Below are 26,229 nucleotides of genomic sequence, written 5' to 3'. Positions count from 1 at the left end.
GCAGACTGCTTTCCCTAGTCTTCTTCTCCATGACGACCGACTCTTCCGACGCGGGTGGGGTTGACGAGGCCAGGACGGCCGAGTCGGGGTGGTTGAAGGGGCTCAGTGCCGCGGTCTCCGCGGGTGGTGGCCCCCTCGACGACACGGCGATCGACGAGGCCCTGGGCATCACTCGGGCGTCGGTCACGCCCAGCGCCCAGGCCGACACGGACCCCGCCAGCTAACGCCTCCACAGCGCGAGGTGCGGACGCGGGTTTCATGGGCCCCGCGTTCGGTCGGTGACGCTGTCGCCCGTTTCGTGGCCAAGGATCTCGGGCCGGAAGACATACCCGCCGTTCACGCGCTCGATCCGCAGCAGCGTGCCCGGCGGAACCTCGGCGCGGACGTCGACCGGCAGCGGGACGAAGCCGTCGGCAGTGACCACGGCATACTCCCGGCCGCTGCGGCCTTCGCCGCCGATCCGGCCATCGCGGATGGTGACGGTTCGCGGCAGACGAGCCGCCACCTCGGGATCGTGGGTGACGACAACGACCGTGGTGCCCTGCTCGCGGTTGACGCGCATCAAGGCATCGAGGATCCGCTCACGCGCTTCATGATCGAGGGCACTGGTCGGCTCGTCGGCCAGGAGGACGCCGGGCGCCGGTGCCAGCGCGACAGCGAGCGCGGCCACCTGAAGTTGCCCGAATGAGAGCCGGTCGAGCCGGGCGTCGGCGAAGCCAGCCCCGCCGACCAAGTCGAGCACTCCATCGACGGGGAGCAACTCGCTGCCGAGGCTCAGCGCCTGCCGACGCGCGAAATCGATATTGCCCCGGACGGTCAGATAGGGCACGAGGTTGCGGCGCGCGCCCTGCAGCATCAACGAGATCCGGGAGGCCTGGAAGCGGTCAAGATCGCTCGCATCCAAGGTCGTGATCTCCTGATCGCCGATGAAGATCTTCCCGGCGCTCGGACGCAACAAGCCGCCCACCAGGGCGAGCAGAGTCGACTTGCCCGAACCCGACGGGCCGAGCAAGCCGAGCACCTCGCCCGCCGCGACGCGCAGGTCCACGCCGGATAGTGCGGCGACGTCGTGGCCCTCCGAACGATAGATGTGAACCAGGCCGACGGTCGTGACGGCCAGCGGGACGGTCATGCCGAGTCCCGCAATCGCGACACATCCGACCGCGTAGCGACCGGCCGTCCGGCCAGCGCACCGACGAGGAGAAGAACGGCCAGGCCGGCGGCCGCGGCGGCCAGAGCGGGCAGCCAGGCCGTGTGCAGGTCGATCAGGTAGGTCGGCGGCGGCGAGGTGAACATGGGCATCATCGCGACCGCCGGCGGAGCGGCCCAGAGCCCGGCGGCCGCGCCGGCGCCGGCCGAGACCAGGATCACGGGCAGCGTCTCCAGTTGCGCCAGGACGGCGAGGCTGCGCGGGCGGGTGCCGGCCAGGCGCAGACCCGCATAGTCGCGGGTGCGGGCCCGCCACGAGGTGACGGCAAGCACGATGACGCCGACCGCTGCGACCAGCACGGCGAACCCGCCCACCGCGAACGCCAGGCCGAGACTCCAGGCCGCCGCGCTCCGCCCGTATGCCTGCGCGACCGGCCCCGGGTGCCGGGTCTCGGTGACGTGCACGCCGGCATCGGCGAGCCGGGCCGTGACGGGTGCCAGGATCGCTGGGTCGATGGAATCGGCATATACCAAGACCGTGGCTGCTCCGCGGCCACGCCAGCCTTGTGCCAGCAGATTGTCGAGGTTGACCACACTCGCCTTGTCGGGTCCGCCCGGCACGAACGGCACGTCGCCGCGAGCGACCTGCATCATGGTTTCGCCATCGAGGTAGCTTCCGGCATAGGTGGCGCCGGCGGCGCTGGGCCGGTCGGCCGGCGTGGTCAGGGTCGGGACGACGGCGGGCATCGAGGCATGCGGCAAGAAGGCCTGATCGACGCCGCCATTCGAGAAACGGAGCGTCAACCCACCCGAGCGGGCTTCGCCTGCGAGGTCGGTGCCATCCACCGTCGTCGGTGTCCAGGATCGTGAGTCGCCCATATCGATGCCGCGCCCGTCGACGTGGACCTCGGTCAAGGACACCTCACCGGTGACCGGGGTGGAGCCTTGGGGCGCCAAGACCCCGAGCCCGGCGATCCGGCACGTGTCCTGGCACGGGATCGTGGCGCTCCGTGGTGCATCCGCCCCGCGTCGCGGCAATGCGCCGATCGGGATGGCTTGCAGCCGGCCGTCTGCGCCGACGACGTTGATGGCCACCTCCAGTGCGTCCGGCACCTTGAGCAGATCGGGGGTGGCCGAGGTGAACTCGGGGGCGGTCAGGCGGTAGGTGATCCGCGTGCCGGTCAGTCTCAGCGGGGGAGTTTCGGGCGCGGTCAGACGGTCCCAGGCCCACCCGCCGGGGTCCGCTCCAGGCCACAGGGCCAGGCGCCGGAAGGCGTCGGGGACGACGCCGATCGTCGCTCCCTGGTCGGCGTTGACCGGGTCGATGATGGCAACCGGTGTCACATGAGCGCCTGCCGGGTCGGCCGTGCGAACCGCCGCGACGACCGTTGCCAGATCCTCGGTGTCGAGGTGCAGGACAGTCGGGGCGCCGACTTCCACCTCTGCTCGGCCGAGCCGATTGCGGGCGCCGACGGCCAGGGCGTCGGCACTGACGACCACCAAGCACATCGCGACCGTCACCACGGGGATCAGCCAGCGCGTGCTGCCCCGCCGCCCGGCCGCCAGGAGCGCCGCGCCGGACGCCGCCCGGCCGGATCGCAGCAGGGCCCGGCCGATCACGGTGAAGCCGGCCGGGAGCACGCGCGCCAGGACGACGGCGACCGCCACGGCGAGCAATGTGGGTGCGACCTGACCCACCGGGCCTCCCACTGATCCAGTGACCAACGCCAGGAAGGCCGCGCCGGCCGCGGCGACGAGCGCGGCTTCCAACACACCGAGACCGGCCGAGGTCCGGCGCGGCGGCACGCTGCGAACCAGTGACGAGACTGGCTCACGGCAGACGCGCGCGGCGGCGAGCACGGCCAGGGCGACCATCGCCGCCACCGCGATACCCAGCCCAACCCAGGCCGACTGGGGGATCTCCAAGGGCGGTGGACCGGTGAGAACCCGGTGCCGGGCGAGGCTGCACAGGCCCAGGGCCAAGGCCGCACCGAGGGGCGCGCCGACGACGACGGGCGGCAGGGTCTCGATCAGCAGGAGCCGGCGGCCGCCGCGGGCACCGCGACCGCGCAGGCGCGCGAGCGCAACCTCTCCGCGGCGCTGGTCGGCTGCGGCTACGAGGACGAGCCAGAGCACGCAACCGAGCAGCAGACCCAGCTGGGCCATCAGAAGCGGGATCGTCAGTCCGGCCTGGTCCGCGCCGGTCGCGACTTCGCGGGCAATGGAAGGGAGTTCGCTCCCGGCCGTGACGGTGGCGGCTGCCAGGGTGCCGGCCCGATCGACTCCCATCGGGAACTTCACGAGGTCGTCGACGCTCCGACCCAGAGCAGCGATCTGGTCGGCACCGACGCGATCTGAGCGCAGGGCCAGGTCAGCGCTGTGATGCACCTCTGTCCAGGGCAGCTGAAGGTCGGCCTCCGGACCGTCGGCCGGCTCGGTCAACGTCGCCTCGGGAGTGAGCATGGCGTCGAAGCCGAGCAGCTGATCCGACCGACCGGTCAGCACCTCGCCGAACCAGTAGGGCGCTGGAGCCTGCTCATAGATGCCCGTGATCCGCATCCGCGCGCGAGGGCTGGCCTCCGGCCGGCTGACCGACCCGTCGAACTCGCCGAGCGCGACCGACGCACCCACGCCCTGCTTGTAGGCCTTCGCCTGCGCGGCCGAGATGGCTATCTCTCGAGCCCGCGCCGGGCAGCGCCCGCTCACGAAGCGCACGTGGTCGCACATGCCCGCCCGATAGACCAGCCGCCCCTCGGGCTCCCCGAGCAAGGGCATCCGTCTGACCGTGACGGACGATCCCGCGATCGGCGGCTCGAAATATTCTCGGATCGTATCCGGGACGAGGTCATCGAGCGCCGTCGACGACAGCGCCAGGTCGGGTTGGGAGGAGCTGCCCGATGACAGGCGCAGGCCGCGCTCAGAGCCTGTCGATTTCTCCAAGGTCGCCGCCACCATCGCCTGGTCGACGGCGCGGTTGTAGAGCGGGGCCATGACCGAGCAGGCCGTGACGAGGCCCGCGAGCAGGATGAGGACGAGCGCCTGGACCCAGCGATAGCGCAGTGCCGCGAGCATCGTCGGCCCTCCATCCCTGGTCGTCGCCATCCTTGACGCGCAACGTATCGCGCCGTGCCGACAACCCGTAGCCGTGGATGACGCGGGCCCCCGGGCAGGCGTCATCGCCGCGTCTCCGGGGTGTGCACACGTCGGCCCGGAGGGTGGGCGCAGGGCGCGGGTGGGGGTCACGGCATACGTCAAGAAGCGCTAGCGTGCGCGAATGCGCACCGACCCCGCCGGCACCCTGGCGGGCGCGCGGACCCCCATGGCAGTGGCCGGACGCGCGATCACGATGCGACTGGGCGAGCGGCTGGTGCTCGACGCGGTCGACCTGGACGTCGAGCCCGGAACCTTCGCGGCGCTGACCGGGCCATCGGGTGCGGGGAAGTCGACGTTGTTGTGGATTCTCGGGCGCGCGCTCGAACCGACCGGCGGCAGCGTGACCTATTCCGGTCGCCTTCTGCCCGACCGGGAGGCGGCAGCGCGGGCGGGGGTTGTCCTCGTGCCGCAGGGAAATGCCCTGGTGACGCCGCTGACCGCCCGCGAGAATCTCCTGGTCCCGCTGCTGATGCTGGGCATACCGGCCAAGGAAGCCCATGCGCGCGCGGATGCCGCCTTGACCCTCGTCGGGCTCGACGACTCCGGGACGCACCTCGTGGAGGAGTTGTCGGGCGGCCAGCAGCAGCGGGTGGCGGTCGCGCGCGGGCTCGCCGCGCGGCCGAGCATCCTGTTGGCCGACGAGCCGACGAGTGACCTCGATGCGACGACGCGCGAGATCATCGTGGGCTTGCTGCGCGCCGAAGCCGAGGCGGGCGCTGCCGTGCTCATGTCGACACACGATTCGTGGTGCGCGGACCAGGCCGACGTCGAGTACCACCTGGACGACGGGCACGTCGAGCGCCGGCGCTGACGCCCCGCCGGCGATCTCGCCCGGTTCAGGTCACCGAGCGCGCCACCAGAAATTCGTTGCCGTCCGGATCGGTCATGAAGGCCGTGCCGTCCGCCCGATCCGTATGCCGGGTGGTCCCGAGCGCGAGCAGCCGTGCGATCTCCCCATCCGCCTCGTCAGCCCCCACCGCCAACTCGAAGCGCTCCCGGGGCGAGGTGGCCAGCGGCGCGACCGGAGGACCACCCCAGGCGATCTTGGTGCCCCCAGCCGGGGCCTGGATCGCGGTCTCCTCGTCCTGATCCCATACCAACGGCCAGGTCAGGGCCGCCGCCCAGAACCGGCCGACGTCGCGGGTCCCATCGCAGGCGAGTTCGCCGAGGAGGCCGGTCCCCGCAAGGACGGCGTTGCCGGCCTCGATGATGCAGAACGCATTGCCCTCCGGGTCAGCGAGCACGATGTGGCCCTCCTCGGCGCGCTGACCGACATCGAGCGGCGTCGCCCCGAGGTCCCGGGCGCGCGCCACGATCTGCTGCTGGTCGTCCGGCGTGGTGCTGGTCAGGTGCAGATGCGCGCGGTCGACCGCTGCCCTGGGCGCCGGGTCCGCGACGAAACGGAGCCCGACCTGGGTCTCGAAGCCGGGCAGGAGCAGGCCCACGGGCTCGGCCATGACCTCGCGACCCAGCATCTCGCCCCAGAACCGGGCAAGGACCTCCGGGGCGCGCGCCGAGCGGGCCAGGGCAGTCAGGTGAACGGTCACCCGATCCACCCTAGGCGCGCGCGCTCGCCCAGCCGGTTTGCGCCGGCCAGCCGTCGCGCCCGGCACGCTCTCGCGGCGAGCGAAATCCGTCCGTGGGCCCCGCGGGATTCGAACCCGCAACCTACGGATTAAAAGTCCGCAGCTCTGCCGTTGAGCTAGAGGCCCCAGCGGGCAAGGGTAGCGGGTCGGCCAGGCCGTCCCTCCCACCGGCGGTCCGCTCCGGCCGCCCGCTATACCGCAGACCTGTGCGCGGACTGCCGGGTGCGGCACACTGCCGGGCTTCGACCGGGAACCCCCGACCCAGGACATCGCGTTGAGCGGTCATGACCACCGACCTCACCTGCCCAAAGTGCGGCGCGTCGATGCGTTCCTACGAGCGCAACCGCGTGCTCGTCGACCAATGCACGGGCTGCGGCGGGCTCTTCCTCGATCGTGGCGAGCTCGAGGCGTTGGTGGCCGCGGAGACGGCCTGGCACAACCCGGCCCAGCCCGGCCAGGCTGCACCCCAGGACCGAGGAGCGACCTACCCGGGCGGTGCCCCGCAGGCATACGACCAGCCGGCCGCGCCGGCTTACGGTGGCCAGGCGCAGGCATACGGTCAGCCGGCCGCGCAGGGCTACCCGCAGGCGCCTCACGCAACTTACTCGAAGGCCTATGGCCGGCCGGCGGCGCAGGCATACGGGCAGGCGCCTTACGCGAAGCACTCCAAGGCGCACTACGGCTATCGCAAGCGTCGCTCGTTCCTGAGCGAACTCTTCGACGACTGAGGGGCCGGCGGCAAAGTCGCCAGGTGGCCAGTCCGGTGAGCGACACTAGACCCCGTGACCACCCCACCCGGCCGTGACCGGCCACGGCGCCCGGCTCATTTTGGGCTGCGCGCGATGGAGGCGTATGGCGGCACGGCACCCGGGCCCGCCGAGGTGACCGAGGTCGCCCACCAGAGCGCCGCGGCCGTCGTCGGCGTCGGACGCGCAGCCCACGACCCGGTGGTCACCGAACGACTCGTCGCGATCGTCGACGAGTTGGGTTTGGACACCATCGCAAGCCTCTGGTCCGCCCGCCCCGCGCGCAGCCTGCCCGGGGCGCTGTGGCGGCTCTATGCGCTGCGCGAGTGGGTACGTCGCTCCCCCGTCACGGCGGCGCGCGAGTATGCCGCGGGGATGCGCGTTGCCGAGTTCAACCATGTCGTGGCCGGTGTAGCCGAACCCCCGGGACCGGACGAGCTGCGCGCGCTGGTGGACACCATTTTGACCGGGGTGTACGCGGGCGATCTCGCCGTTGCCCTCGAGCGTGCGGGTGCGTTCTGCCGAGTCGTCTCCGCCGGGCGCGCCCAACTGGCCCATGACACCGATGCCGTGGATCCCGACCGCGGGCGGGCCGAGACAGAGCAGGCCGCGTCGATGCTGACCACGGCCGCCGACCTCGAACGCGCGGCCGCCGCCTGGCGAGCCGGCACCCTGTCCTGAGGGCTCCCGTCTGCGGTGTCCCCCGTCGCTAACGTCTGCTAGCAGCACTGAGGTGACGTCAAGCAGGTTCTGCCGTGCTGGAGGAGCCCTAAACGCTGCTAGCAGACGTAAGGCACAGCGGGCGAAACGGGGGAGATTCGCACGTCGGGCCGGGAGCGCCTCACGGCGCGTGGCCGCTCGTAGCGGCTATTAGTTGGGACCCGGGGCTGCCGCGGCCCGACGCGCGAAAAACTGTAACGCATCCACCGGCGATCATCATTCCCGAGCACGTATGCCGTTGCCGCACCCCCGCCGTCGGCCCCCGTCCGCGCTGCTCACCGGCCCCGTCCGCGCTGCTCAGTCCCCCACTTCTCGACCCGCGCGTTTCCCGACGGGGCACCGATCCGAGTACCCTGGCCGGGCCACCGACATTTGCTGGCCGACGCCGCACAGCAGCGCCAGCGCGCGCAGCACCAGCTGCGGCTCAACAAAAACCAGCGAGAGTGCCCCGAGCCTGACGGCCCGGTCCGCCCGACGAGTGAGGTACGAGCCCGATGAAAACCACCATGCGCACTGCAGCGGTCCTGACCACCGGGTTGGCCGCCGTCGCCGCGACCACCGTCCCTGCCCTCGCGGCCGCAGGGGCCAAGGCCACCATCCTCGCTCCCACCGACGGCAGCACCGTCACGGGCACGTCGGTCATCGTTCGCGGTGGCTACAGCGCCGAGGCCTCGGTCCGTGAAGTGCGCGTCGCGCTGTGCAAGCTCAACGCCAGTGACCTCTGCACGGCCTACTTGAGCAATGTCGACGGGACCTTCGTCACGTCCTACAAGAGCCTGGCAGCAACCTTGTCGCCCAACAGCCAGATCGCTGGCTCCTACACGATCACCGGCAGCAATCTGGATCCGGGCCGCTACCGGGCGGCAGCCTTCGTTGTCACCTCCGACAACCCCAAGAGCGCCCCGACGACCTCGACCTTCACCCTTCAAAAGGACACGACGCCCCCGCCCACCAATGCGTTTATCACCATCGCCTTCGGCCGCAGCAACTGGTCGGTCGCCGCGGGCGGCGACTGCGCCATCGTTCCCGCCGGCGCCCGCACCCTGGAGCAGAACCTTCAGGACCTCCAGAGCCGGGGCCTGAAGGCCCAAGGCGGCGTCATCCTCAACCGGACCGACCCGACCATCCGCACGTGCTACCAGCAACAGGTGCTGCAGCCGACCTGGACGGACCTGACCCGGATGCGCGAGTCCTACGGATTCACCGCGGTCTCCCAGGGCATGAACTACGCCGACATGACCAAGATGACGACCGATGCCCAGCGCTTTACCGAGAGCGGCGCCACCGTGCCGATCCTCAACAGCAAGGGCTTCACCCGCGCGTGGGGGATGTTCAACTATCCCAACAACAAGATGGACGCCGACGCCAATCGCGTGGTCACCAAGAGTTTCGCCTTCGGGCGCGTCTATGGCACCACGGTCAACACCCGGGCCGCGGTGCTGACCTATCCCTATCTCGTCAAGACCGTCTCGGTCATGGGCGGGCGCTGCAACAACAAGAATCTCGCCTGCTACACGATGTCGGTCAAGAACAACCAGCGCACCGCGCCCCCGTCCCGCCTGGCGCGCATCCTCAACCCCAAGGCCAACGAATGGGGCGTCGTGCAGTTCTACCGCGTCGTCGAAGGCTCCTATGGCGTCATGGGCGGCAAGGACGTCGCCTGGGACTGCACGAGCACCGACTGGCGCAACCGCTGGACCAGTCACCCCGAGATCTACTGCCGCAACAGCTTCCTCGAGGCGATCGACGGCCGCTCCGCGAGCGCGACAAACGCCGACGCCGCACAGGTTGCCGTCGCCTGGGGCCGCACCCCGGGCTGACGCCCATTGGCGTATGCCGTTCGCCTCGCCCCCCGCGCCGTGTCCCTAAAGCCCTGGTAACACAGGTTAGGGGTCCTCCAGCAGGGTCTACCGTGCTGGAGGACCCCTAACCTGTGTTAGGGCAGGGTTTAGGGAATGGGGTCAGAGCAGCTGCGAGATCGCGTGGATCACCACGCCGGCGAGGGCGCCGACAATGGTGCCGTTGATCCGGATGAACTGCAGGTCCCGTCCGACGAAGAGTTCGATCCGCTGGGACGCCTCGTCGGCATCCCACCGGTCGACGGTGTGCGAGATGACCGTGGCGAGCTCATCCCCATACGTGGTCACGAAGAAGGCCACGACATCGCCGAGGTGACCTTCGAGACGCTCGCGGGTTTCGGTGTCGGTGCGCAGCATCGACCCGATCTCCTGCAGCCAGGCGTCGCCGCGCGCCGACAGCGAGCTCTGCCGGTCGGCGAGGGCGGCCAGCAGCGACGTGCGGACCGACGCCCACAGCGACAAAACGGTCTCCCCGACCTGCGGGTGCGACAGGACGCGCTCCTTCAGCGCCTCGGCGCGTGCCTGCACGTCGGGGTCGTCGTGGAGGTCGTCGGCGAGCTTGATCAGAAGCGTGTCGAGCGCCGAGCGGGCCCGGTGCTCCGGGTCGGCGCGCATGTCGCGGACCCAGGCGAGCGCCTGCTGGTAGGTCCAGTTGATGACCCGCTCGTCGACCCACGGCGGGGTCCACCAGGGCGCCCGTTCGTTCATCAGCGTGGCGAAGACGGTGGGATTGGCGGCGAGCCAGTCGTGGATCTCGGTCAGGCCGAGATCGACCAGCCCGTGGTGCGCGCGGTCCTCGATGATCCCCTTGAGGAAGGTCCCGGCGATCGGACTGACCGGCTCTTGCGTCAGCCGGGGCATGAGCACGCCCACGACGAAGTCGCGCACATCGTCATCGCGCATCCGCCCGAGCGCCGCCGTCGCAATGCGCGCGCCTTCGGTCAGGGCGCGCTGACGGTGCGCCGGATCCTCCAGCCAGCGCCCGAGCCGCAGGCCCACCTGGGCCGCGGCGAGCCGTTCGCGAGCGATCTCCTCGGTGAGGAAGTTGTCGCCGACGAACTCCTCGAGGCTGCGTCCCAGCTCGTCCTTGCGCTTCTTGACCAGCGCCGTATGCGGGATCGGCAGGCCCAGCGGGTGCTTGAACAGGGCGGTGACGGCAAACCAGTCGGCGAGCGCGCCGACCATCGCCGCCTCCGAGGCCGTATGAACGTAGCCGAGCCAGCCGCTCGCGTGCCCGTTCGTGACCACGAAGACGACGAAGGCCAGCCCCAGCAGCGAGGTCGCGACGATCCGCATCCGCCGCAGACCGGCCCGGCGCGCCTGATCGGCCGGCGAGGGCTCCATGAAGCTCACACGACTCATCCTTCCCGATGTCCGCACGGGCACGCCGCTCTGGCGCACGTCCGGCATCCGTCGAACTCCCGGCCCGCCCGTGGGATTCCCGGGCGGGCCTCGGTCCGTGCCGGTTCCGGGTGAATCCGTAGGCCCGCTCGCCGCGCCGGTCGGTGCGCCCCTACGCTGCGAGTTGTGAGCGAGTTGCGGACGTATGCCGATGCCTGGGTCACGGCGACCGCCAGCCTTCAGCAGCTGGTCGCGTCGCTGTCCCCCGCGGACTTCGAGCGGCCGACGGACTGCCCGGGGTGGAGCGTGCTGGACGTGCTGGCGCACCTCGCGGCCCTGGAGCGCGAGCTGGCAACCGGCGAGCAACCCGCCAACGTCCAGCCGATCGAGGGCCGGGGCCCGGCGGCCTGGTGGACCGAGGCCGGCGTCACCGAGCGACGCGGCCGGCAGCCCGCCGAGGTGCTCGCTGAGTACCGCGAGATGGTCGCGCGACGCGCCGCCGACCTCGCCGAGCGCCTCCCGGACGACCCAGGGGGCAAGCCCGAGCGCACGCCCGGGGCAGTGGCCTGGGACAACCGGACGTTGCTGCGCAACCGGGTGCTCGACACGTGGGTGCACGAACAGGACATCCGCCGCGCGACCGACCATCCCGGCGGGCTCACGGGCGCGCCGGCCGAGATCGTCGAGGGCATCTTCTCGGCGGCCTGGCCGTTCGTGCTGGCCAAGCGGGCGGCGGCCCCGGCGGGGACCCGGATCGGTGTCGTGCTCGATGGGCGGCGCAGTGACTATGTCGTCAGCGCCGATGGCCGCGGGCGGCAACTGGACCCGGCAGAGGCGGATGTGCCGGACGATCCCGAGGGGATCGACGACGCGGATGCCGTCATCTCGCTCAACCGGGAGGCACTGACCATCCTCGGCGCCGGGCGGCGGACGCCCGACGATCTCCCGGACACCGCCCTGCTCAGCCTCACCGGTGATCTCGACCTGGCCGGCCGGGTGCTGGCAGGCCTCAACGTCACTCCCTGAAACCCCGGCAAGGGCGCACGTCCTGGGAGGATGCGAACCATGCGTTTCCTCCCCGGCCCGTCACCGGCATACGACCTGACGTATGACGATGTCTTCCTCGTCCCGAGTCACTCCGCTGTCGCGAGCCGCTTCGACGTCGACCTCGCCAGCATGGACGGCACCGGGACGACGATCCCGCTCGTCGTCGCCAATATGACGGCAATCGCCGGCCGCCGGATGGCCGAGACCGTCGCCCGCAGGGGCGGGTTGGTCGTTATCCCGCAGGACATCCCGATCCCCGTTGTCGCCGATGTCGTCACCTGGGTCAAATCGCGTCACCTGGTCTATGACAGCCCGATCATCCTGACGCCGGAGCAGACGATCGGTGAGGCCCTCGTCCTGCTCACCAAGCGCGCTCACGGCGCCGCGATCGTCGCCGTCGACAACCGCCCAGTGGGCCTGGTCACCGAGGCCGATCTGGCGCGAGTGGATCGATTCGCGCAGGTGGGCAGCGTGATGTCGAAGTCGCTGTCGACGTTGCCGGACGGGGTCAGTCCGACCGACGCCTTCGACGCGCTCGCCCGGGTCCGCCACCGGCTGGCCCCGGTGGTGCGACCCGATGGCACTCTCGTCGGTCTGCTCACCCGGCAGGGCGCGTTGCGGGCGACGATCTATCGGCCGAACGTCGACGCCGATGACCGGTTGCGGATCGCCGCGGCCGTGGGCATCAACGGCGACATCACCGGCAAGGCACGGGCCTTGGTCGAGGCCGGGGTCAACGTGCTCGTCATGGATACGGCGCACGGGCACCAACAGAAGATGCTCGACGCCCTCGCCGCGGTGCGCGCCCTCGACCTCGGTGTGCCCATCGCCGCCGGCAATGTCGTGACCGCCAACGGCACCCGTGACCTGATCGCCGCGGGCGCCGACATCGTCAAGGTCGGCGTCGGTCCCGGCGCGATGTGCACGACCCGGATGATGACCGCTGTCGGGCGGCCGCAGTTCTCCGCCGTCCTCGAATGCGCCTCCGCCGCAAGAGAAGTCGGCAAACACGTCTGGGCCGACGGCGGCGTGCGTCACCCTCGCGATGTGGCTCTGGCGCTGGCTGCCGGAGCGTCGAATGTGATGATCGGGTCGTGGTTCGCCGGCACCATGGAATCGCCCGGTGATCTCTTCACCGACGAGAAGGGCCGCACCTACAAGGAGTCTTTCGGCATGGCGTCCAGCCGAGCGGTCGCCAACCGCACCGCCGCCGAGACCTCCTTCGACCGCGCGCGCAAGGCGATCTACGAGGAGGGCATCAGTCACGCCCGCATGTACATCGACCCGGCCCGCCCGTCCGTGGAGGACCTGATCGACTCCATTACCGCGGGCGTCCGCTCCAGCTTCACGTATGCCGGCGTGGCCACCGTCCCCGCGTTCGCCGAGCAGGCGGTGGTCGGGGTGCAGTCGATGGCGGGCTTCGCGGAGGGGCGGCCACTGCATACGTCTTGGTGAGCGTCGCCGAGGGGCGGCCACTGCATAGGTTCTTGGTGAGCGTCGCCGAGGGCGGCCACTGCATACGTCTTGGTGAGCGTCGCCGAGGGGCGGCCACAGCATACGTCTTGGTGAGCGTCGCGGCCGGACGGGCCGTCCCGAGGGCCATCGGACAGCGCCTCCCCCCACACGGCCCGACTCCGGAGGTGCCGAGCGCCAGACCTCTCGGCCGGATCGCGTCCGCGGCTACCGGGTTTTCTCACCGCTACACCGGATCGCCCCGCCCGCACCCCTTCGGACGCGTGCACGGGTGACAAACCGGTGTCTGCGTGCGCTCGCACTAGCCCATCTATCGGTTGTTGCGCCGCCAGGGACTCGACCAGGTCGGGCAGGTCGGCGGAGGCACGCGGCATACGTCAGTCGTGGAGTTGGCGGCGGTCGTAGGCTCGCGCCCATGACGTATGACGTGGCCGCCGTCCGATCGCACTTCCCGGCCCTGGAGGAGGGCGCGGCGCACTTCGACGGGCCGGGCGGGACGCAGTCGCCACGGGTGGTCGGCGAGGCGGTCGCGCGGATGCTCGGCTCGGCAGTCGCCAATCGCGGCATCGTCACGCGCGCCGAGCGTCGCGCGGAAGACGCTGTGACGCAATGCCGTTCGGCGTTGGGCGACTTGCTCGGCACCGACCCGCAGGGCGTGGTTTTCGGCCGGAGCATGACCGACCTGACCTACGACGTCGCGCGGATGCTGGCCAAGACCTGGGCGCCAGGCGATGAGGTCGTCGTCACGCGCCTCGATCACGACGCCAACGTCCGTCCGTGGGTGCAGGCCGCCGAAGCCGTCGGCGCGCTGCCGCGCTTCGCCGACTTCGACCCCACGACCGGCGAACTGGTGCCGGACGATATCGCCGCGCACCTGTCCGACCGGACGCGGCTGGTTGCCGTGACCGCCGCATCCAATCTGATCGGCACAATGCCCGACATCGCCGCGATCACCCGCCTGGTCCACGAGCGCACTGACGCCTTGGTCTATGTGGACGGGGTTCATTACACCGCGCACCACACGGTCGACCGGATTGCCAGCGGCGCCGACTTCTGGGCCTGCTCGCCCTACAAATTCCTCGGTCCCCATTGCGGCGTCGTCGCCGCGGACCCGGCCCTCTTGACGACATTGCGGCCGGACAAGCTGCTCCCGGCGACCGACGCCGTCCCCGAGCGCTTCGAGTTGGGCACGCTGCCCTACGAACTCATGGCTGGCACGACCGCGGCCATCGACTTCCTCGCCGGTTTGAGCGGTGTGAGCGCGGGGAGCCGGCGCGACCGGCTGGTCGCGGCCTACGCGGAGTTGGACAAACACGAGCGGATGTTGCGCGACCGGCTCGAGCCGACCGTCCGCGATCTGCCTGGGGTGCAGGTGTATTCGAACGCGACGCACCGCACCCCCACCCTGCTGCTGACCGTTGCCGGCTGGGACAGCCAGGACGTGCGCGGCGAACTCGCCGCACGCTGGATCAATGCGCCCGCCGGCAACTTCTATGCCCTGGAGTGCTCGCGCCACCTCGGCCTCGGTGACGCTGGTGGGCTGCGGATCGGCCTGGCGCCCTACACCGATGAGAACGACATCGACCGCCTGCTGACCGCCCTGCGCGAGTTGCTGTTGACCTGACCGCACAGCAATCGTCACGACTACCGAGCGTCTCGCCTCGCGCCCGGTCTGGTCGCTGACGGGCGGACGCTGTCCCCGCACCGCATTCCGGTCGCCGAGAACCGAACCCTGATCTTCCGCCGCGGCGCTCGCCGTCATAAAGTCCTCGGAGGGTGGGTCACGGTGGGGTGGCCACAAAGGACAGGTGGGGGCACATGCGCAAGCTTCTGTCGTGACTCTGACACTCGGCGTGTCCCTCTCGGTCGCAGCGGCCGCCCACACCGCGCCCGCCGAGTTGGCCACGTCTTACAAACTGATCGACGGCGGCGGAGCCTTCACCTGCGCCGTCACGACCGGCGGGTCGGCGAAGTCCTGGGGACAGGGCTTCATGGGGCAGCTCGGCGACGGGGCGGGCGCGGACCGGTCGCAGCCGGTGACGGTGGCCGGTCTCTCAAGCGGGGTCGGCACCATCGCGGCCGGCGATAGCCACGCGTGTGCCGTCACGACCAGCGGTGCCGTCTATTGCTGGGGCTCGTATACCTCAGGTCAGCTCGGCAACGGCACAACCAGCACCAGATACGCTCCCGTGCTGGTCGCGGGACTCGGCGGCAAGGCCAAGTCGGTCACCGCTGGCTACCAACACACCTGCGCGGTGCTGACGACCGGCATCGCCCGGTGCTGGGGGTGGAACTTCTGGGGTCAGCTCGGCACCGGCTCCACCCAATCCACCCGCGTGCCCACCACGGCCAAGGGCTGACCGGCGTGACGGCCATCGCGACATCGTCGAACAGCACGTGCGCAATCTCGGGAGCCGGCAAACTCAGCTGCTGGGGCACAAATGACAAGGGCCAGCTCGGTGATGGCACAACGTCCATGCGCACGGCACCCAAAGCCGTTGTCGGCTTCGGATCGGGGACTCGCTCCGTGGCGCCGTCGGTGACCGTCACGTGTGCCGTCTCGGCAGCCGGAGGCGCGCAGTGCTGGGGCGTGGGCCAAAGTGGCGAACTCGGTGACGGCTCGGCGCTCAGCCAGCACGTCACGCCGAAGCCGGTGCTCGGGCTCGGGTCGGGCGTCTCGTCGATTACCACTGGGGCCGCACACGCCTGCGCTGCGCTCGCCTCGGGGGCAGCACGGTGCTGGGGCGAGAACGGTGCGGGCTGCCTGGGCGATGGCACCACAACGGATCGCTACCGACCGGTGGCGGTCAAGACGCTCACTGCGGGTATCGCTCGAATCAGCGCCGGTGGCGGGCAGAGCTCCGTGGTCCTGAGCGCGGGGCCGGCCAAATGCTGGGGCGACAATCGATGGGGTCAGCTCGGCGACGGCACCCGAACAAACCGGCTGATTCCCGTCGCCGTCCTTGGCTGACCTGCGTGGCCGCGCTGAGCGTGCACCGGGATGGATGGGTGAGACTGGGCGGGTGACCCGCAACCCGATCCTCATCACCGGCTGCTCGACCGGCATCGGACGCGCAAGCGCCGACCTGCTGCTCAAGGCCGGCTACACCGTGTATGCCACGGCTCGCCGCCCCGAGACCCTGGTCGAGCTCGCGGCGGCCGGCGCACGCACCCTCGCCCTCGATGTCACCAGCGAGGAGTCGATGCAGGTGGCTGTCGCGGCAATCGTCGCCGAGCACGGGCGCGTCGGGACGGTGATCAACAACGCCGGGTATGGCGAGTACGCCCCGGTCGAAGAGGCCGACCTGGACGCCGTGCGCCGGATGTTCGAGACCAATGTCTTCGGCCTGGCCCGTCTGACCCAGCTCGTGCTGCCCGGCATGCGGGCCGCCGGCGACGGCTTGATCGTCAACATCGGCTCGATGGGCGGGCGCATCGCCTTCCCGATCGGCGGCTACTACCACGCGACCAAGTACGCGGTCGAAGGCCTGACCGACGCCCTGCGCGCGGAGGTCCGCGACTTCGGGATCGACGTCGTGCTGATTGAGCCCGGCCCGATCCGCACCAGTTTCGAGGAGACCATCAACGCCTCGCAACCGACTGCAGGACAACAGGATTCCCCGTATGCCGATCTGGTCGCCAAGGTCCGTGAGGTCAACTCCGGCGCGTATGACAGCTGCCTGCTCTCGACCGGCCCGGAAGCCGTCGCCCGCGTGATCCTCAAGGCGGTCGAGGCCGAGCACCCGCGTTCGCGCTATCTCGTCACGGCCGCAGCCCGCGCGCTGGTGCATGCCCGCCGTCTCGGTGGGGACCGGGTCTGGGACGCGATCACCAAGCGCCAGTTCGCTTAAGGCACGGACCGATGGTCGCCCTCGTGACTCCGCTGACCGCCCCGATCGCGCCGGCCGACGCCCTGCGCCGGATCGGCTTCCTTCTCGAACGGACCCGCGCCGGCAGCTACCGCGTCGAGGCCTTCCGCAAGGCGGCCGCCACGATCGCGGCACTGCCGAAGGGGGAGCTGGCGGCACGGCATACGGCCGGGACCGTCGCCGATCTGCCCGGGATCGGCAAGGCGACCGCCGGCGTGATCACCGAGGCGCTGGACGGGGCCCTGCCCACCTACCTCGCCAGCCTGCAGGAGAGCGCGGGCGGGCCGCTGGTCGAGGGTGGCGAGGGCGTGTATGCCGCGCTCGCCGGCGATTGCCACAGCCACTCGAACTGGTCGGACGGCGGTAGCCCGATCGAGGAGATGGTGCTCAGTGCGGTCGAGACCGGGCACGACTGGCTGGTCCTGACCGATCACTCCCCCCAGCTGCGCGTGGCCAACGGCCTCTCGGTCGAGCGCCTGACCAAGCAGATCGCTATCGTCGACGCGATCACCGACTCGCTCGGCGGAGTATTCAGCCTTCTCAAGGGCATCGAGGTCGACATCCTCGACGACGGCTCGCTCGATCAGACCCCGCGCATGCTCGACAAGCTCGACCTGGTCGTCGCCAGCGTGCACTCGAAGCTGAAGATGAACCGCCTGCCGATGACCAAACGCATGGTCACGGCCGTGAGTAATCCGCGCGTGAACGTGCTCGGACACTGCACCGGCCGGCTGGTCACGGGCAGCCGGGGCACCCGCCCGCAGAGCGACTTCGACGCGCGGGCGGTCTTCGAGGCCTGCGCCGAACACCACACCGCCGTAGAGATCAACTCCCGTCCCGAGCGCTGCGATCCCCCGGACGAGTTGATCCGCATGGCCGCCGAGATCGGCTGCTTGTTCTCGATCGACTCCGACGCCCACGCCCCCGGTCAGCTGGACATGAAGGCGTATGGCTGCGAACGCGCCGAGCGCCTCGGCCTCGACCCCGACCGGATCATCACCACCTGGGACGTCGACCGCCTCAGCGCCTGGGCCCGAGGTGCGTGATCCTCATGGACCTGCGAGACCTCCGGCCACCTGTGGAGGACGGGCCGTGGCCGCCGATCACCCACTTCCCACCGATGACCCAGCGGCCCGTCGACGGCGCGCAGAGCTGGAGCGGCCTCAGCTATGCCCTGATCGACGGCTACCGGCCGCTGGTCATGGACGTCCATGTGCCCCTCGGCGTGGCCCACGCCCCGGTCGTCCTGTGGGTCCACGGCGGCGGGTGGGCCACCGGCGATAGACGCCACACCCCCTTGCAGTGGGGCCAGCAGCGGATGTTTGAGCGCCTGCTCGGCGCCGGGCTGGCCGTCGCCACGCCGGACTACCGCCTCACGGCCGAGGCCGCGCTCCCAGCACCCGTCCACGACCTGACGGCCGCCGTCCGCTACCTGCGCCACTACGCGACCCAACTTCGCCTCGACACCGACCGCATCGGCGTCTGGGGCGACTCGGCCGGTGCGCACCTGGTGACACTCGCCGGACTGGCCGGGAGCGCGGGCATACGGGACCCGTGGCTGCTGGGCGAGGCCGGCGTCGCCGGCGAGCGCACCGACGTCCGGGCCATCGTCTATTGGTATGGCGCGTCCGACCTGACGGTGCTCCCCGACCTGCAGGCCTTGCTCTGGCCGGATGCCGACCCGGACCACCGCGCCGAGCTCGCCCGCCGCTGCTCCCCCGTCACCTACCTGCGCCCCGACTCGCCGCCGCTGCTGGTCATGCACGGCGACCGCGACACAATGGCCCCACTTGATCAGGCCGTCCGTCTCAAACAGGCGGCCGATGCCGCCGGCGCGACGTGCGAGCTGGTCGTCGTCCCCGGTGCCGAGCACGTCTTCCTCGGCGCCGCGATCGAGCCCCAGTGGGATCACGCAATCGCCTTCCTGACCAGCCAGCTGACCTGAGCCGCCCACCGCAAACGGGCCCACCGGTCAATGAGTTTTGTGTTCGGCGCTGCGGACCTTTATGCTTCTCGACGTCCTCGACGGATTCGTGCCGGTCTCGCCTGGCGAACCGGGGATCCGACGAAGACCGGGTCCCCATCGTCTAGCGGCCCAGGACTCCGCCCTTTCACGGCGGCAGCACGGGTTCGAATCCCGTTGGGGATACGCGTGCCTTGCTTTATCCAAGGCCCCGTAGCGCAGTTGGTTAGCGCGCCGCCCTGTCACGGCGGAGGTCGCGGGTTCGAGCCCCGTCGGGGTCGCCGGTGGAACGGGCGGCGTCTGCACATCGCAGACGCCGCCCGTTCCCGTTTCCGCCCCGCGCGTCGACGGCACATCGGGCACCTTCGTACAATCCCAGGTGAACAACTGGTGAACGACCGGTGAATACCGAGAGGTCTGTCCGCGGATGAGCGACCACAGCGGCAAGCGCGCGTCCCGCCGCCTGCGCGACGCGTCCACGCCCGAAGGCGCCGGCCGCTCCCCGCGTATCGCCCGCGCGCTGGGCGCCGGCCGCGTCGTGCCCTATGGGCGCATCGCGGCCGAGTCATCCGCTCCCCTGCCCGCCACCGAGGAAGGCCTGCCGCGCCACCACGCGATCGACTACGACCTCAATCCCACCCGCACGCACTGGGCTCTCGTTGCCCTGCAGAAGGCCACCCCGGGCCTGCACTACCTGACCAAGCACTACCACCGCTCGTGGCTGCGACCGGACGTCATCGCGGGGCTGGCCGTCGCGGCCTACCTGATCCCGCAGGTCATGGCGTACGCCGCGATCGTCGGCGTGCCGCCGGTGATCGGGCTCTACACCGCGCTCGTCTCACTGGTCGTGTATGCCGCGATGGGCAGCTCGCGCGTGCTCTCGGTCGGGCCCGAGTCGACAATCGCTCTGCTGGCCGGAACCGCCGTCGCCCAGGTGAGCACCGACCCGTCCCGGGTTCTGGCGCTGACCGCGGCCCTGACGCTGCTCGTCGCCGGCTGGTGCTTCGTCGCCCGGGCGCTGCGGCTCGGTGTGATGGCCGATCTGCTCTCCCAACCGCTGCTGATCGGCTATCTCGCCGGTGCCGCCGTGCTGATGGTCGTCGGGCAGCTCGGCAAGCTCTCCGGCACCCATGTCAGCGGCAACGCGAGCATCGTCGAGCAAGTCCGCTCGTTCATCACCCAGGCCCAGGACGCCCACCTGACCACCGTGTATGTCGGCTTGGCCACCCTCGCCTTCATCTTCCTGATCCACTGGGTGCGGCCCAGTTGGCCGGCGGCGCTGATCGCCGTCATCGCGGCCACCGTGACCTCGGTCACCATGCACCTCGGCGACCGGGGCGTGACCGTCGTCGGGCACATCCCGCGCGGCCTGCCCGTCCCCCAGTTGCCGGCGGTCAGCCTCGGCGAGCTGCAGGCGTTGATGCTCCCCGCGCTCGGCGTCGCCGTCCTGGCCTACAGCGACAATATGCTCGCTGCCCGCGCCTTCCCCTCGCCCGAAGTCCCCGGCGAACGCCCCAGCGAACGAGCGGTGGACCCACAGGTCGAACTCGTCGCCCTCGGCGGCGTGCACCTGATGTCGGGCCTGGTCGGCGGCTTCCCCGTCTCGTCCTCGGGCTCACGCACCGCCTTGGCACTGGCCAGCCGGGCACGCAGCCAGGTCTACTCGCTGGTCGCCGCTGTCTGCGTGGTGTTGATCCTCTTCATCGCGGGACCACTCATGCAGCAGTTGCCGCAGGCCGCCCTCGGCGCGGTCGTCGTCTACGCCGCCACCAAACTCGTCAAGGTCGGCGAGGCCCGCCGCATGTGGCAGTTTCGCAAGCGCGAGGTCTTCCTCGCCGGCGTCACCCTCGTCGGGACGATCTGGCTCGGCCTGCTCGCCGGCGTCGGCGTCGCCATCGCGATCTCGCTGCTGGAGATGGCCCAGCGCTTGGCCCGCCCCCACGACGCCGTCCTCGGGCGGGTGCCCGGCCTGGCCGGCATGCACGACACGGCCGACTACCCGGATGCGGAGACGCTGCCCGGGCTGATCATCTATCGCTATGAGGCGCCGCTCTTCTTCGCCAATGCCGGGGACCTCCAGCGACGCGCTCAACGGGTGGTCGACAAGGAGTTCGCGGGCTATCCCGACGCCCCGCCGCGGTGGTTCCTGCTCAATGTCGAGGCCAACACCGAGGTCGATGTCACCGCCTGCGACGGCCTCAAGGAGCTGTATGCCGATCTGCGCGCCCAGGGCGTGCACCTGGGCCTGGTGCGGCTGAAGCAGGATCTCTACGAGCCGCTGCGCCGCGCAGGTGTCGTCGACCTGATCGGTGAGGACATGCTCTTCCCGACGCTCCCCGTGGCCGAGGAGGCGTATGTCGAGTGGGCGGCCGCCAATCCACCTCATCCGTCCCCGGTGGTTGCCGACGGCGAGCCGCAGGAGCAGGCGGGCGAACGGCATACGGTATAGTTCTGCGGGCCGGAGCGATCCGGCATTGTGTTTGCCCAAGCAGCAAACGCCTTCGGCTAGGTAGCTCAGTTGGTACGAGCATCCGACTGAAAATCGGAAGGTCGACGGTTCGACCCCGTCCCTAGCCACCACGACAAAACCGCGGGCCAGACGCTTCTGACCTGCGGTTTTGTCGTTTTCAGGGGGTTTTTTCGTGCCGGCCCGCCAGCCGGTGCGAAGCCAGACGAGCCGAACGAGAGTGGGCTGAGTGCGTGCTGGTGGAGCGGCCATCCGTCGACTGAACGATTGTTGCTGTAAACCGGCTATTGCTCCCACGCGAGAACGACCTCGCCGACGCGGACCTCATCCACGGAAGCGCTCACCATCCCCGCGCTCGCCGGAGCTCTCCGCCACCGTTGATGCATCTGGCGCGCGGCGAGGTCGAGGACCCGCGCAGGCGGCGCGCTGGCCCGGCTACCGAGCAGTAGGTGCGTCAGAGTGGGCGGTATTGCGCCCGCTTTGACTCACCTACCCGCTGGTAAGCAGGCACAGTGCGAGCCGTGAAAAGCGAAATCGTCGTCGTGACCGTCACCGCCGCCTCACCCGCGTATGCCGCCTGGGTCGCAAAAACCCTTCGAGCGGCGCCGCGGCTGACTGCGCGCTACTCGCCGAACGGGTTGATCAGCGCGACGAGCCCGGCGTCATCGAAATCGGCAGTATTGCGGGTAACCAGGCCGCATCCGTTGGCCAAGCAGATTGCCGCAATCATGGTGTCGGCCATGGGTTTTGGCGCTCCAGACCGTTCCTGGTGGGCTGCCAGCTCGCCGTACCGATCCGCGGCTCTGCGATCAAAGGGCAGGGTGTCGACCTCGAACTCGGCCAGCACCGCATCCACCGCGGCTGCCACCTGTTGCCGACGCGCCCCACGGGGCATCCGACCCACCCCAAAGCGAAGCTCGGCACGAGTAATCGTCGTCAAGGCGGTCACCTCACCATTCCTGCGCATCCACTCCTGGACGGCGATGTTCGGTGCCAGGCGGATCAACTCCGAGATGACATTGGTGTCCAGGACCAGAACCACCTGCTCACTCCAAGTCGATCAAGCGCTGCAGGTCGGATCGGGCCGGGATATCGAGTTCGACACCACCACAAGCCTCGACTGCCGAGCGAAGGCGCTCGAAGCGCGACCCCTCCCTGCCCACCGCTCGCGTGATAATCGCCCGCGCTTCTGCCTCCATGGAGACTCCGTGATCGCGCGCGCGCTCCTGAAGGCGCCGTTTAACGGCGTCATCGAGGTCGCGGACAAGCAACTGCGCCGTGTGTCCCACCTTCCCCTGGATGATAGCGACGATATCACTTCCGCTATCCCGCTAGTCGTACGGAGGGGCGAGGCGAGGGCGCCTCGTCAGCAGCGGCGCGAAGCCAGCAGCTCGGGAAGACTGGACCCAATCGCGTAACACCCGGCCGACCCGTTGCGTAGGAGGGGCATGAGACGAGAGCAACCCGGGGACCTGAGCACGCTCGGGACCGATCCGGAGGCGTTCGAGACGTTCTACCGCGCCCATGTGCGCGAGATCGAGCGCTTCGTCGCCCGCCGGGTCGGCGATCCCCATGTGGCAGCCGATCTGACGGCGGACGTCTTCGTGGAGGTACTCGCCCAGGCCGGCCAGTATCGCCCCGAGCGCGGGTCGGTGCTGGCATGGACCTACGGGATCGCACGGCATACGGTCATCGACCACCAGCGGCGGGCGATCCGCGATCTGCGACTGGTCGGGCGCGTCAGCGGGCGAGCCCTGCTCGATGCGGACTCCCTCGCCCGGGTCGAGGAGCGTCTGGACGCCGAGCGCGCCGCGCGCGAGCTGTATGCCGCGATGGCACGCATGCCGGACGCCGAGCGCGCCGTCGTCGAACTCATCGCCCTCGACGGGCTCACCCTGGCGGACGTCGCCGCGGTCCTGAACATCAAACCCGTCACCGCGCGCGTGCGGTTGCACCGCGCACGCCGCAAACTGACGCCCGGCACGGCGCCCGTGCTGGCCCAACTCCTGGAGGTGACCGCATGACCACGACCATCCGTGACGACGCCCCCCTCGACACGTTCGAGCAGGCCCTGCTGCGTGAGTTGCGCGGACTCATCGAGGCACCCGATGCCCTGGCCGGCGACCGGTCCGCGGCAGCGTCCCCGCCGCCAGGCCGGCCGGTGTGGCGCCACCCCGCAGCGCGGGTTGCCGCGGCAGCCGCGGCGGCGGTCGCCGTCGCCGGCGGCTATCTGCTCAGCCCTCTCGGGTCGACGCCGGCCTTCGCCGTGACAACAGGACCCGACGGCGAGGTAACGGTCACGGTGAGCCGGCTCGAGGGTGCAGATGCGTTGGAGCGTGCCCTGGCCGATGCCGGCATCCCGGCCGATGTCACCTTCCCGCCGCAGGGCAAGGAGTGCGCCGATGGCCGGTATGCCGATGCCCCACGTCCCTCGGGATCCTCCCCCGGGCGCGTGTTGATGTCCGCAACGTCGAGTTCGACAGGTGGGCAGTCGATCAGCGTCCCCAAGGACGCGGTCGGGTCGGGTCAGACCCTGGTGCTGGAGTCGATGTGGCCGGCCGATGGCACCTGGGCGATGCGCGTCGGCATCGCGAGCGGCCCGGTCGGCGACTGCGTCGAAGTTCCGTATGCCGCGCCGGCAGCCCAGGTCGACCTGTCCCGGCCGCCCGCCGGGCCGACCTCGGGAGCCACTTCGGTGTCCGGTCTCCCCAACCCGACCGGCTGACGCCCCGCGGCCGGGGCAGGCACGTCGAGAGTCGGCGACCCGCCGACGGCGCACGAGTGCGCACGGCGTGTCGCCACCACTCGAATCTGCCGGGGGGCCGCTCAGTCGGTGGCGTTGTCCGGGTTCTGCGCCCACAGGTCCGGCCCGAAGACCTCGTAGTGGATCCGCTCGGGAGCAACGCCCTTGGCAAGGAGCGCCTTCCGCGCCGCGTTCATAAACGGCAGCGGGCCGCACATGAACACCACCGGGTTGTCCGGGATGTCCACGCTCGACAAGTCCATCAAGCCCGCCTTGGCGGGGTGCAGGGTCGGGGCATCGTCGGCGCCGACTTCGTACCAGTTCTGCGCCCGCGCATCGCCCATCGCCAACACCTGGCGGCGCAGCGCCGGATAGAGGGTGTGCGTGTCGTGCGAATGGTCGGCGTGGAAGAGCCGCACCGTCCGGTCCGGCTGGCGACGCGACAGATCCTCCAAGATGGCGGCCACCGGAGTGATCCCGATGCCCGCGCTCACGAGCACAACCGGGTCGTCGGTGTCCTCCAGCACGACATCGCCGCACGGCTGCGACACATCCAAAACGGTGCCCGGTTTGGCGTTGTCCCCCAACCAGTTCGACACCTGTCCATCCGGCGCACCGTCCACCCCGCGGACGCGCTTGACCGTCACGCGGAGGGTGTCGCCGCGCGGACCCGAGGAGATCGTGTATTGCCGCGGCTGGCGCTCGCCGCCGGGCAGGTCGACGCCGAGCGCGACATACTGCCCGGTCCGGTGCGTGGGCGAGTCTCCCGAGACCGGCGCGAGGAGCAGCGAGAAGATCTCGTCGCTCTCCTCCTCACGCTCGACGACGCGATACTTGCGCCACGGGTTTGCCGGGTCGGTCCCACCGAGCGCATAGAGCTTGGCCTCCTCCGCAATCAAGGCGCACCCGAACAGCCAATAGACCTCGTCCCACGCGGCAGCAACCTCAGGGGTGACGGCATCGCCGAGCACGGTCCCGACCGCCTTCATCAGGTGGCGGCCGACGATGGTGTATTCCTGCGCCGAGATGCCGAGCGAAACGTGCTTGTGCGCAATGCGATTCAGCACGGGGGTGAAGTCCGGGGCTAGCGGGTCGATGAGATTCACGGCATACGCCACGACGGACGCGGCGAGCGCCTTGGGTTGCTCACCGATGGCCTGATTGGCCTTGTTGAAGACGCGCATCAACTCGGGGTGCGCGGCGAACATATCGGGATAGAACGCTCGAGTGATGTCCTCGGCGTGTTCGGCGACGACGCCGGCCGTGGCGGCGACGATGGCTTCGGAGGTGGGCGACAACTGCACTGCGGGATCCCCTTCCCTGGTGACGGGTCTGTCACCTCAAACGCTATCGGGCAGAAGCCTGTCCGTCATCCGGTGCGGGAGTGGAAGCCTGCCAGCGGGCCAGGACGTATTGCACGCCATACGGGTCGCCCGACCAAAGCAGGCTCGAATCCGCTGGGACATCACTGAACACGCCCGCGAGGACGGCAAATGCCGCCCGGCCGGTGAGCCAAAGCTCTTGGCACAGCCTCGGATCCAGCTCGGCGAGGGCCGCCGTATCGCCTTCCGCGAGCGCCCGCAGCACGTCGGCATCAACGGCGGCTGCCCGGTCGTCGAAGTGCCCGGGCGCCTTCTCGGTGCGTTTGGCGCTCCCGTCGGCGACGACCAGCAGGAGGATGCCGTCGCCCCATCCCCGTATGCCGCGCACGACCTCCGCGATCGCCGCCCCATCCGCGTCGATCGGCACCGCGACGGGCGTGACGTCGCCCGTCCAGCCCGCGCGGGCCAGCAGCTCGCGACCGATGCGGACGCCGAGCGGCTCACGGGTGTGACCGGCGGCGGGGTCGGCGGTGGTGACGATGGCGACCCGGTCGGCGTGCCGCTCGTGAAGTACTTCGGCGAGTGCGCGCACGCACCGCTCCCGGATCGCACCGAAGGGGTCCTGGAGCCCGACATAGTCCGGCAACTGCATTGGCGAGGACGGGACGACCAGCGCCACGACCGCGCATGGCACAACCGGCCGAGTCCGGTCATCCGGCCGAGCGGGGCCAACCCCTTGGGCGTCCGCAACCGGCCCGGTGGCCTTCGCTCCGGCCCCGCCGTCGGCCGCC

The 26,229-nt window shown here is 70.2% G+C and carries 24 protein-coding genes, 4 tRNA genes and 1 pseudogene; 20 read left to right on the top strand and 9 right to left on the bottom strand.

The features are described from left to right. Positions 1-29 precede the first annotated feature (29 nt). On the top strand, positions 30-224 hold the full coding sequence (locus ABD209_RS13935) for a hypothetical protein (protein WP_344067413.1): 195 nt from the start codon (positions 30-32) through the stop codon (positions 222-224). Between the two features lie 32 nt (positions 225-256). On the opposite strand, the gene ABD209_RS13930 is transcribed toward ABD209_RS13935, so the two are convergent. Next, positions 257-1,132 carry an ABC transporter ATP-binding protein gene (locus ABD209_RS13930; RefSeq protein WP_344067412.1) on the bottom strand — a complete coding sequence of 292 codons (876 nt, stop codon included), beginning with the start codon at positions 1,130-1,132 and terminating at the stop codon, positions 257-259. After that, a complete protein-coding gene (locus ABD209_RS13925) occupies positions 1,129-4,221 on the bottom strand; it encodes an FtsX-like permease family protein (RefSeq protein ID WP_344067411.1) in 3,093 nt (1,030 codons plus the stop codon). The genes ABD209_RS13930 and ABD209_RS13925 overlap by 4 nt, the downstream gene beginning before the upstream one ends. Before the next feature lie 202 nt (positions 4,222-4,423). On the opposite strand from ABD209_RS13925, the gene ABD209_RS13920 reads away from it, so the two are divergent. After that, positions 4,424-5,113, top strand: a complete 690-nt coding sequence (locus tag ABD209_RS13920) for an ABC transporter ATP-binding protein (protein WP_344067410.1) — start codon at positions 4,424-4,426, stop codon at positions 5,111-5,113. 25 nt (positions 5,114-5,138) lie between these two features. On the opposite strand, the gene ABD209_RS13915 is transcribed toward ABD209_RS13920, so the two are convergent. Next, positions 5,139-5,849 (bottom strand): VOC family protein, encoded by a 711-nt coding sequence (locus tag ABD209_RS13915; RefSeq protein WP_344067409.1) that lies wholly within the window; start codon positions 5,847-5,849, stop codon positions 5,139-5,141. A gap of 93 nt (positions 5,850-5,942) precedes the next feature. Then, positions 5,943-6,014 (bottom strand) — tRNA-Lys (locus ABD209_RS13910). Between the two features lie 158 nt (positions 6,015-6,172). Here ABD209_RS13910 and ABD209_RS13905 point away from each other — a divergent pair. The 3 genes from ABD209_RS13905 (at position 6,173) to ABD209_RS13895 (ending at position 9,174) form a co-directional block, all read left to right on the top strand. After that, on the top strand, positions 6,173-6,616 hold the full coding sequence (locus tag ABD209_RS13905; RefSeq protein ID WP_344067408.1) for a TFIIB-type zinc ribbon-containing protein: 444 nt from the start codon (positions 6,173-6,175) through the stop codon (positions 6,614-6,616). Between the two features lie 114 nt (positions 6,617-6,730). Beyond that, positions 6,731-7,315: a hypothetical protein gene (locus ABD209_RS13900; RefSeq protein WP_344067504.1), complete on the top strand. Its 585-nt coding sequence runs from the start codon at positions 6,731-6,733 to the stop codon at positions 7,313-7,315. 545 nt (positions 7,316-7,860) lie between these two features. Then, positions 7,861-9,174 (top strand): hypothetical protein, encoded by a 1,314-nt coding sequence (locus ABD209_RS13895; protein WP_344067407.1) that lies wholly within the window; start codon positions 7,861-7,863, stop codon positions 9,172-9,174. A gap of 141 nt (positions 9,175-9,315) precedes the next feature. On the opposite strand, the gene ABD209_RS13890 is transcribed toward ABD209_RS13895, so the two are convergent. Next, positions 9,316-10,557 (bottom strand): DUF445 domain-containing protein, encoded by a 1,242-nt coding sequence (locus tag ABD209_RS13890; RefSeq protein ID WP_344067503.1) that lies wholly within the window; start codon positions 10,555-10,557, stop codon positions 9,316-9,318. A 183-nt stretch (positions 10,558-10,740) separates the two neighbouring features. Between ABD209_RS13890 and ABD209_RS13885 the strand changes: the two genes are divergently transcribed. The 13 genes and pseudogenes from ABD209_RS13885 (at position 10,741) to ABD209_RS13830 (ending at position 21,486) form a co-directional block, all read left to right on the top strand. After that, positions 10,741-11,580, top strand: a complete 840-nt coding sequence (locus ABD209_RS13885; protein ID WP_344067406.1) for a maleylpyruvate isomerase family mycothiol-dependent enzyme — start codon at positions 10,741-10,743, stop codon at positions 11,578-11,580. A 39-nt stretch (positions 11,581-11,619) separates the two neighbouring features. Continuing rightward, the gene (locus ABD209_RS13880) at positions 11,620-13,056 is read left to right on the top strand and encodes a GuaB1 family IMP dehydrogenase-related protein (RefSeq protein ID WP_344067405.1); all 1,437 of its coding nucleotides are present in this window, start codon (positions 11,620-11,622) and stop codon (positions 13,054-13,056) included. A 433-nt stretch (positions 13,057-13,489) separates the two neighbouring features. Then, positions 13,490-14,698 carry a cysteine desulfurase-like protein gene (locus tag ABD209_RS13875; RefSeq protein ID WP_344067404.1) on the top strand — a complete coding sequence of 403 codons (1,209 nt, stop codon included), beginning with the start codon at positions 13,490-13,492 and terminating at the stop codon, positions 14,696-14,698. A 211-nt stretch (positions 14,699-14,909) separates the two neighbouring features. Then, entirely contained in the window at positions 14,910-15,434 is a 525-nt protein-coding gene (locus ABD209_RS13870; RefSeq protein WP_344067403.1) for an RCC1 domain-containing protein, read from the top strand. 5 nt (positions 15,435-15,439) lie between these two features. Next, positions 15,440-15,487, top strand: a pseudogene (locus tag ABD209_RS19865) (hypothetical protein); the annotation flags it as partial. A gap of 63 nt (positions 15,488-15,550) precedes the next feature. Then, positions 15,551-16,045 carry an RCC1 domain-containing protein gene (locus tag ABD209_RS13865; protein ID WP_425564685.1) on the top strand — a complete coding sequence of 165 codons (495 nt, stop codon included), beginning with the start codon at positions 15,551-15,553 and terminating at the stop codon, positions 16,043-16,045. A 52-nt stretch (positions 16,046-16,097) separates the two neighbouring features. Continuing rightward, positions 16,098-16,925, top strand: coding sequence for an SDR family NAD(P)-dependent oxidoreductase (locus tag ABD209_RS13860; protein ID WP_344067401.1), 828 nt, complete (start codon positions 16,098-16,100; stop codon positions 16,923-16,925). Between the two features lie 11 nt (positions 16,926-16,936). Then, a complete protein-coding gene (locus tag ABD209_RS13855) occupies positions 16,937-17,989 on the top strand; it encodes a PHP domain-containing protein (RefSeq protein ID WP_344067400.1) in 1,053 nt (350 codons plus the stop codon). 74 nt (positions 17,990-18,063) lie between these two features. Beyond that, positions 18,064-18,888, top strand: a complete 825-nt coding sequence (locus tag ABD209_RS13850; RefSeq protein WP_344067399.1) for an alpha/beta hydrolase fold domain-containing protein — start codon at positions 18,064-18,066, stop codon at positions 18,886-18,888. A gap of 131 nt (positions 18,889-19,019) precedes the next feature. Further along, positions 19,020-19,092 (top strand) — tRNA-Glu (locus ABD209_RS13845). Positions 19,093-19,113: 21 nt separating this feature from the next. Continuing rightward, positions 19,114-19,187 (top strand) — tRNA-Asp (locus ABD209_RS13840). Between the two features lie 146 nt (positions 19,188-19,333). Then, positions 19,334-21,355, top strand: a complete 2,022-nt coding sequence (locus tag ABD209_RS13835; RefSeq protein WP_344067398.1) for a SulP family inorganic anion transporter — start codon at positions 19,334-19,336, stop codon at positions 21,353-21,355. Between the two features lie 54 nt (positions 21,356-21,409). After that, positions 21,410-21,486, top strand: a tRNA-Phe gene (locus tag ABD209_RS13830). A 509-nt stretch (positions 21,487-21,995) separates the two neighbouring features. Here ABD209_RS13830 and ABD209_RS13825 read toward each other — a convergent pair. Together ABD209_RS13825 and ABD209_RS19860 are read right to left on the bottom strand one after the other, a co-directional pair. Beyond that, positions 21,996-22,415 carry a type II toxin-antitoxin system VapC family toxin gene (locus ABD209_RS13825; RefSeq protein ID WP_344067397.1) on the bottom strand — a complete coding sequence of 140 codons (420 nt, stop codon included), beginning with the start codon at positions 22,413-22,415 and terminating at the stop codon, positions 21,996-21,998. 4 nt (positions 22,416-22,419) lie between these two features. Beyond that, complete coding sequence (locus ABD209_RS19860) at positions 22,420-22,662, bottom strand: FitA-like ribbon-helix-helix domain-containing protein (protein WP_425564678.1); 243 nt, start codon at positions 22,660-22,662, stop codon at positions 22,420-22,422. A gap of 159 nt (positions 22,663-22,821) precedes the next feature. Here ABD209_RS19860 and ABD209_RS13820 point away from each other — a divergent pair, with 159 nt between their 5' ends. Both ABD209_RS13820 and ABD209_RS13815 read left to right on the top strand, forming a co-directional pair. Next, positions 22,822-23,397 carry an RNA polymerase sigma factor gene (locus tag ABD209_RS13820; RefSeq protein WP_344067396.1) on the top strand — a complete coding sequence of 192 codons (576 nt, stop codon included), beginning with the start codon at positions 22,822-22,824 and terminating at the stop codon, positions 23,395-23,397. Further along, on the top strand, positions 23,394-24,098 hold the full coding sequence (locus ABD209_RS13815) for a hypothetical protein (protein WP_344067395.1): 705 nt from the start codon (positions 23,394-23,396) through the stop codon (positions 24,096-24,098). Before ABD209_RS13820 ends, ABD209_RS13815 begins: the two co-directional genes overlap by 4 nt. Positions 24,099-24,199: 101 nt before the next feature. On the opposite strand, the gene ABD209_RS13810 is transcribed toward ABD209_RS13815, so the two are convergent. Both ABD209_RS13810 and ABD209_RS13805 read right to left on the bottom strand, forming a co-directional pair. Next, complete coding sequence (locus ABD209_RS13810) at positions 24,200-25,420, bottom strand: globin domain-containing protein (RefSeq protein WP_344067394.1); 1,221 nt, start codon at positions 25,418-25,420, stop codon at positions 24,200-24,202. 43 nt (positions 25,421-25,463) lie between these two features. Next, entirely contained in the window at positions 25,464-26,117 is a 654-nt protein-coding gene (locus ABD209_RS13805; RefSeq protein ID WP_344067393.1) for a class III extradiol ring-cleavage dioxygenase family protein, read from the bottom strand. Positions 26,118-26,229 lie beyond the last annotated feature (112 nt).

Origin of the sequence: Nostocoides vanveenii, assembly GCF_039531165.1 — a bacterium.
Taxonomy (GTDB): Bacteria; Actinomycetota; Actinomycetes; order Actinomycetales; family Dermatophilaceae; genus Nostocoides_A; species Nostocoides_A vanveenii.
Note: the sequence above shows the minus strand (reverse complement) of the source record. Positions and strands in the feature narration are given on the sequence as shown.